Origin of the sequence: uncultured Methanobrevibacter sp. (assembly GCF_937881195.1) — an archaeon.
Lineage (GTDB): Archaea > Methanobacteriota > Methanobacteria > Methanobacteriales > Methanobacteriaceae > Methanobinarius.
This window is the reverse complement of sequence record NZ_CALGFC010000020.1, coordinates 1-5523: the sequence shown is the minus strand read 5'-3', so window position 1 is coordinate 5523 and position 5523 is coordinate 1. Positions and strand designations below refer to the sequence as shown.

The following is a 5523-nucleotide window of genomic DNA, read 5'->3' as shown; positions in this document are numbered from 1 at the left end:
ATTTCTTGTATTATTTCTTGTATTATTTCTTGTATTATTTCTTGTATTATTTCTTTAAATACATTATTTTATATATTTATTTTTAATTATTGAAAATATTATGATATTAATAATTTATAATATAATTAATTAATTATTTTTTTATTTTAAAAAATCTCAAAAATATAAAAGAATTTTTTTTATATATAATTTGTATGTTGAAAAATTTACAGAAAACTTTAAATATGAATATATGAATATATGTTCATATGTCAAATCAAACTTGTGAAATTAAAAGTGTTAGAGAAGACCTTATTGCTGAAGTTTCAGAGAAAATGTCAAGTGACAATGTATATCAAGAGATATCTAACCTATTTAAACTCCTTGGAGATTTTAATAGAGTAAGAATATTATGTGCACTTAGTTATCAAGAACTTTGTGTATGTGAATTATCATTACTATTAGACATGAGTCAGTCTGCTATTTCCCATCAATTGAGGTTACTTAGAAATAAAAACATAGTGAAATTCAGAAAAGAAAACAAACAAACTTTTTATTCGATAAATAGTCAAGAAATTATCCCATTAATAAGAAAGGCGAATGAATATGGATTCTAAAAATGAAAACCTTGAAATATATCATGATGAAGGTTGTGATTGTTGTCATGACCATCAACATAAAGAAGAACATGACCACAAACATCATCATGAAGATGATAATATTGACCATTGCCATGATACTAATGAACATCGAGGATGTGCATGTGAACAAGGAATGCTTGAAAACATAGAAAATATTGAAGATAAAAAATCCAAAAAACCCCTAATTATATTAGGAATAGGCATAATTATATTTTTAATTGGATATTTTATATCCCAAATTAATTTTAATATATATAGCAATCTAAATCAAGATATTATCTCACAAATAATATATTTGATAGTAGTACTAATAGTTGGACAAGAAATAATCAGACATGGGATAAAATCATTATTGAAAAAAGAAGTAAAAATAGAGTTATTGATAACAATAGCTACTATCGGCGCATTTCTACTTGGAGATGGTGGTGAAGGTGCAACATTAATGCTACTATTTTTCCTTGCAGAATATTTAGAAAATTATGCATTAGATAGATCTAAAAGATCACTTTCCAAATTAGTTAAATTGTCTCCTAATATTGCTACTGTGAAAAGAAAAATTGGAGATAGCGGTAATAAAAACAAATTTGAAGAATTAGAAGTTAATGTTAAAGATTTATCAATTGGAAATATTGTAGTTGTAAAACCAGGAGATAAAATACCAATTGATGGAATTATTGAAAAAGGAATTACTTCTGTTGACCAATCATCTATTACTGGCGAAAGTTTAGCAGTGACAAAAACTGAAGGAGATGAAGTATATGCTTCTACCATAAATGAAGATGGATATATAGAGATAAAAGTTACTAAATTATCTGATGAAACAATATTTTCAAAAATTATAGATTTAATAAAAGAATCTGAAGATAAAAAAGCAAAAATAGATCTTTTCATAGATAAATTTGCTAAATATTATACTCCTACAATTATTGTATTAGCTATGTTTGTAGCTATCATACCAACTTTAATATTCAATCAACCAATTGATGAATGGGTATATAGAGCATTAGTTTTATTAGTTATATCCTGTCCATGTGCAATAGCTATTTCAACACCTGTTTCAATAGTTTCTGCAATTACTGCAGGAACTAAAAATGGAATAATCATAAAAGGTGGAGAATATGTTGAAGGTTTAGCTAGTATAAAAGCTATCATGTTTGATAAAACTGGAACTTTAACTGAAGGTAATTTGGAAATAAATGAAATAAATACATTAAACAATTTTAAAGAAAATGAAATTATAAAAATAGCTTGTAGTATAGAAAGTCAGTCAAAACATCCAATTGCAAAAGCATTTAAAGACTACCAAAAAAACAATGACATAAAACTAGAAAAAGTTGAAAATTTTAAATCTATTGCAGGAAAAGGTTTAAAAGGTAAAATAAACAATCAAACATTCTATATTGGTAAAAAAGAGCTATTTGACTATAATGAAAATTTGAAAGGTGAAATCGAAGAATTGAATTTAGAAAAAAATTCTATTGGAAAAACTAGTGTTATTATTGGAAATGAGAATAGAATATTAGGATTAATTAATTTAAATGATAAAATAAGAGAAAATGCAAAGATTACTATAGCCAAACTTAAAGAAAAATCTATAAAAACAATTATGCTAACTGGAGACAATTCAACTGCTGCTAAAAATGTAGCAGAAAAAATTGGACTTGATAATTATTATCCAAATCTTCTTCCAGAAGACAAAGTGAATATTGTTGAAAAACTAGGTAAAGAGTATGAAAATGTAGCCATGGTTGGAGATGGAGTAAATGATACACCATCACTTGCAAGAGCTAATGTTGGAATAGCTATGGGAATGGGTGGTGCAGATGTAGCTGTTGAAACTGCCGACATTGTATTAATGCAAGATAACATATCCAAAGTGAATTATTTAATTGACATAGCTAAAAAAACTATGGGAGTCATAAAGCAAAACATAGCTCTGCCCTTGAGTGTTAAAGCAGTGTTAGCAGTTTTAGGAATTTTAGGTTATGTTAGCCTCTGGGAAGCAATTTTAATTGGAGATATGGGTTTAACACTCCTAGTAGTAGCTAACGCCCTTAGAATAGGAAAATAAAATTAAAAAATTTTTTATTTTTACATTTTACTTTTTCATCTTTAATCTTCAATATTGATTTTTTATTTTTTATTTTTTATTTTTGTTATATAATATATGAGATTATTAAATCAAAAATTATCTAATGTTACACCGTTATCTTTTTCTACAGCTTTTTCGGGTAATTCTTCATCAAAAGAAATCTCCCCATATTTTCCTCCACCACCAGGAGAAATATGTAGAGAATTATTCCTAAATGACTCAATAGCAGGAATAAGATCTTGATTAACTTTAGATATTTCATCTAAAGGAGCATCTATTAAAATTTCAATCTCATTACCAATATTATCAATCAAGTCTTTCCATTTTCCTTGAACAGTTTTTGTTGTAACTCCTTTATCATAAACCATACTAATAATTTCAGCTAAAGGCATTAAATGTATGTAAGGAGGGCGATGAGCAGGATGGTGAGGTTTTTCCCATGTAGCTATCTGAGAAATTCTAAAGTCTACTCCTTTTTTTATAGTTCCTCCACAACTACATTTCATCTTATTTTTTATTGCCCAATCAGGATCAATTAATTTATAACATTTAGTACATGCAGTCATGTGATATTTACCTAAATTTGGTACTAATCCATAGTTTGCCTTAATTTTATTTTTTTTAATTGAATTTTTTAAGGATTCAAATGAGATATCTTTGAGTTCTATTTGATTAAATTCTCTACCTAATCTATGAGGCCATGGCGAATGAGCATCAGAGTTTGAAAGAAATGGAATATTTTGCAATTCTTTTATAGTATCTGCCATGTCAGTATCAGCAGATAATCCTAATTCTAAAAAATCAGGTTTTTGACCATAACAATCCATAATACTATCAAATGTTTTATACATTCCAGTCCATGGAGTGAATGCATGAGCAGGACCAATTAAACATCCATATTCCCTAGCCATTTCCATAATTTCTTTCCCATTCATTTTAGCCCTAGGACGGCCATCCTTATATTTATTATTAGAAACAAGTTTTTCACTAATTTCTCTAGCGATTTCTATATTAGGAATGATTATAAGATGATGAATTTTCTTTTCACCTTCTATTTCGCAGGTAAGTATAAAATCACAATCTTCTGCAGAATAAATACCATCTCCAACATATTCAGTGCTTCTTTCAATAATTTCAAGCCATTTAGGATGAAGTGCATCCCCTGTACCCATAAGTTGAAGCCCTTTAAGGTTTGCTTGAGGAGCTATATTATCTATTAACATATCTTTCGAACTTGCCATAGAAAAACAGCTATGGATATGTAAGTCTGCATTTACTATCATATTAAAATATTAGATTATTTTAATATATTAATATAGTGATAAAAAAATAAATAAACTTAAAAAAATATTATCTACTAAAAAGAAGAAATATAGAAAAAATATTAAAATAAAAAGATGCTATAAATGAAAATATTAAAATAAAAAGATGCTATAAATGAAAATATTAAAATAAAAAGATTATATGAATGAAAATATTAAAATAAATATACAGGTGCTAATAAAAAACAGATAAAGAAACTAATAAAAAGAATAATCAAAAAATAAATAAAATAATGAAAAAAATATTTAAAATAATAGTAAGAATATTTGAAAAATATATTAAATAATTTAATTATCCAATATATCTCAAATCATCTTCACCAGAGCCAATATTTTTATTAACCATTTCTTGCTCTAGTTTTTGAGCTTTTGAAATCATTTTTCTTGTTTCTTCGGCTCGCTCATCAAGTTTATCGGTATTAACTTCTATATTTAAAATTTTGGTTAATTTTCCTAAAATAGCCTCTGCAGCTTCAGCATCAATAAAGTAACCTGGAGTTTCACCCATTAAACAAGCCCCTTTAATTTTTCTAATTTTTCCTAAACCAAGTAAAAGTCCTGAAGCACCGACAATTCCTCCATCAGCAGACCTTATCTCAATATCTAGTTCTTTTAATGTTTCAATAATTTCAAGATCAGTAGCTGCACCAAATACACGGGATTCTTCAATAGGATGACCTGTAGCTAATCCTCCTAAAGTGTACATTTCTTTTACACCATAATCTTCAATAAAATTCAAAATAAAGCTAGATAATTCATATTGTCCTTCTGGAGATAAAGCTTGACTATTTCCAACTAAAATAATGTAATCCCTCTCATTTTCTCCTAAAGACTTCAAATAATAAAACTCATTCGTCATATTCTCAATAAGACCATCTTCATCCACAAAAACCTGAGGAGGGAAGTGATAGGAATATAATTCTGCAAATTTAGTAGCTCCTAACTCATCAATCATATGATCCGCAGCTAATTTACCTACATGACCAATTCCAGGGAGAGCTTCAATAAAAATAGGGTTATCCAATTCAATATCTTCCAAAATATTGACTTCAGTATTTTTCATAGAAATCACCTTCAATCTAATACTTTTATCAAATTAATTTAATAATATATTAATTTAAAACTTATAATTCTAAGATTCATAAATTAAATTACAAATTATCTTAGTAAATTATTCATTAAAATTTTCGCCATTTAATGCTTCTTCTTTTAATTTTCTACGATATTTTCCATATTTATCCTCAATAGAATATTTTGGAGGATATATAACATTTAAATCCCCATCACAATTAGGACAAGTATTTTTAATTGTATATATATTACAAGAATTGCATCTATGCATCTTCATTTTCATTTTAATCACTTAAATAAAATAAAAGTTTACTCTAAAAAAAGTTTACTCTTAAATTTCAACATGATTTAATACAAAGGAAATAATATAATCTAATATAATCTAATATAATCTAATATAATCTAATATAATCTAATA

The 5523-nt window shown here is 26.6% G+C and carries 5 protein-coding genes; 2 read left to right on the top strand and 3 right to left on the bottom strand.

The window, feature by feature from the left end:
* Positions 1 to 248: 248 nt before the first annotated feature.
* Both Q0087_RS02340 and Q0087_RS02335 read left to right on the top strand, forming a co-directional pair.
* On the top strand, positions 249 to 596 hold the full coding sequence (locus Q0087_RS02340) for a helix-turn-helix transcriptional regulator (RefSeq protein ID WP_297898074.1): 348 nt from the start codon (positions 249 to 251) through the stop codon (positions 594 to 596).
* On the top strand, positions 586 to 2691 hold the full coding sequence (locus Q0087_RS02335) for a cation-translocating P-type ATPase (protein ID WP_297898073.1): 2106 nt from the start codon (positions 586 to 588) through the stop codon (positions 2689 to 2691). Before Q0087_RS02340 ends, Q0087_RS02335 begins: the two co-directional genes overlap by 11 nt.
* A 110-nt stretch (positions 2692 to 2801) precedes the next feature.
* On the opposite strand, the gene Q0087_RS02330 is transcribed toward Q0087_RS02335, so the two are convergent.
* The 3 genes from Q0087_RS02330 to Q0087_RS02320 form a co-directional block, all read right to left on the bottom strand.
* The gene (locus tag Q0087_RS02330; protein ID WP_297898071.1) at positions 2802 to 3995 is read right to left on the bottom strand and encodes a TIGR00375 family protein; all 1194 of its coding nucleotides are present in this window, start codon (positions 3993 to 3995) and stop codon (positions 2802 to 2804) included.
* A 331-nt stretch (positions 3996 to 4326) separates the two neighbouring features.
* Positions 4327 to 5097 carry a proteasome assembly chaperone family protein gene (locus Q0087_RS02325; RefSeq protein ID WP_297898069.1) on the bottom strand — a complete coding sequence of 257 codons (771 nt, stop codon included), beginning with the start codon at positions 5095 to 5097 and terminating at the stop codon, positions 4327 to 4329.
* A gap of 108 nt (positions 5098 to 5205) precedes the next feature.
* On the bottom strand, positions 5206 to 5388 hold the full coding sequence (locus tag Q0087_RS02320) for an RNA-protein complex protein Nop10 (protein ID WP_297898068.1): 183 nt from the start codon (positions 5386 to 5388) through the stop codon (positions 5206 to 5208).
* Between the last annotated feature and the right edge of the window lie 135 nt (positions 5389 to 5523).